The organism is Caldicellulosiruptor sp. F32, from assembly GCF_000404025.1.
Lineage (GTDB): Bacteria > Bacillota > Thermoanaerobacteria > Caldicellulosiruptorales > Caldicellulosiruptoraceae > Caldicellulosiruptor > Caldicellulosiruptor saccharolyticus.
This window is the reverse complement of record NZ_APGP01000106.1, coordinates 1-1,698: the sequence shown is the minus strand read 5'-3', so window position 1 is coordinate 1,698 and position 1,698 is coordinate 1. Positions and strand designations below refer to the sequence as shown.

Genomic DNA, 1,698 nt, shown 5'->3' with positions numbered 1-1,698 from the left:
AAGACTTGCAATCAGTTTTGAAGCATTTTGTTGGTAATAACTTTTATTTTTTGGATCTAAGCTTGTCAAGGCATTTTCAATATTTCTTGTTATTTTCTTTAAAAGCCTTGGTGATGTCCATATATGAGGGTCACTATCTATAAACTCTATACCTTCAGATGCTCTAAAGATTTTGACCTTTGTTCCCTCAAGAGGTTTTTTAACCCACTCATCAACAAGCCCAAGATATATCACCGCTTTTGCTGATGTGAGCTTGGCAATGTCACGTGAAGATGGTTCAAATGAGTGAATTTCCGCACCGTCCTTTACAAGCTTTTCCACTGTTATCTTCTGTCCTGCTATAAGTTTTGTAATAGAATACAAAGGATAGATTGTAGTGTAGACTGTGCCTTTGGTGGTAGTTAAAGCTTCATTTTTGCAGCTACTTAAGAAAACCATGAAGCTAATAAGAAGGGGTATAGTTAGCAGCTTTATCCTCTTCATTGTTCTTCCCTCCTACAACATTTATCGCATATCCCATACACTTCCAAATTGTGGTCCAGAATTTTAAAGTTCATTTTGTTTAATTCCTCTTCAATTAGATTTATCTTACAGTCTACAATTTCGGCTTTTGCATTGCATTTTATACATACAAAATAGTGGTGATGCTCATTTTTCTTTATTTCAAAAAAATGTTTTCTATTTATAGTAGATTTCACTACAATTCCATTTTGAACAAAAAGTTCAAGGTTTCTATATACAGTTGCGAGGTTAATTTTGAAATTTTTGTTTTTTAGCATATTGAGTATTTCATCAGCTGATAAACATTGATTTGAACTATTTAAAACCTTGTATATTTCAATCCTTTGCCAGGTAGCTTTGATATTGTGTAAATTTAAAATAGACTTAATGTCCTGGTTTATCATTCCTTCCACCTACTTGCAAATAGTTTGCAACTAAATATATTATACATAATATTTTAAGAAAAACAAGAGTTGACTAAGAAAAAGAAAGCAAAGTTTTAAAAATATATTTGACAAATGAAGAACAAAAGCTTATAATAGTAATATCGCAAATATATCCAATAAGAGGTGATATGGTGCAAAAGAGGTGTTTATCAGTTATAATAATTTTGATTGTATGTTGTGTATGTTTACTACCTTCATTTGCAAATACAAGTAGCTGGAGTTTTACAATGGATTATCGATACGTAAATGGAGCTGAAAATGGTATATATCATAAAATGGATGCTGGGAAAATGAGCATAAGTGGGAAAATATGGATTTATTCTAAAGATAGCTGGTTTGGTGAAACTCCAAATAGAATTAAGTATGAAGTTTGGAAATCAAGTTTTGGACTTGATGAAAATGTTGGAAAGGGAGATGTTATACCACAATTACCTGAAGGAACAGAAGTCGAGTTTTCAAAATCTTTTGGAGAACAAAAGTCAGGACAATATTATCTTGTATTTTACAAAATAGAAGATGATGGATACAATATAAAAGGTAGTGGAATTTTGAAGACAGAATAAACTATTGTTGGTGAAAGTGGTGGTGCAGGATGTTAGACTTTGATATTTCTATATGGCTATTAGGAATACTCCTGTTGATAATGTACTGTGTTTATTTGAGAAAAAAAAGAAATGAGGAGTTCATCTCTGTTTTTTTCAATGCTTTGTTCTTTATATATATCTTACAGGTATTAGATTTACTATATTCC

3 protein-coding genes are annotated in these 1,698 nt (G+C 31.2%); 1 reads left to right on the top strand and 2 read right to left on the bottom strand.

All coding sequences use genetic code 11. The features are described from left to right. The coding region (locus H964_RS09630) for a metal ABC transporter substrate-binding protein (RefSeq protein WP_039767104.1) at positions 1-483 on the bottom strand (483 nt) is incomplete at its 3' end. Next, positions 480-905 carry a Fur family transcriptional regulator gene (locus H964_RS09625; protein WP_039767102.1) on the bottom strand — a complete coding sequence of 142 codons (426 nt, stop codon included), beginning with the start codon at positions 903-905 and terminating at the stop codon, positions 480-482. The genes H964_RS09625 and H964_RS09630, both read right to left, overlap by 4 nt. Positions 906-1,174: 269 nt before the next feature. Here H964_RS09625 and H964_RS09620 point away from each other — a divergent pair, with 269 nt between their 5' ends. Next, positions 1,175-1,510: a hypothetical protein gene (locus H964_RS09620; protein WP_039767099.1), complete on the top strand. Its 336-nt coding sequence runs from the start codon at positions 1,175-1,177 to the stop codon at positions 1,508-1,510. Positions 1,511-1,698: the final 188 nt, after the last annotated feature.

What these genes read in the sequence shown, in the direction of transcription:
- H964_RS09625 (WP_039767102.1), bottom strand. Translation starts at nt 905, where the DNA reads ATGATAAACCAGGACATTAAGTCTATTTTAAATTTACACAATATCAAA.
- H964_RS09620 (WP_039767099.1), top strand. Translation starts at nt 1,175, where the DNA reads ATGGATTATCGATACGTAAATGGAGCTGAAAATGGTATATATCATAAA.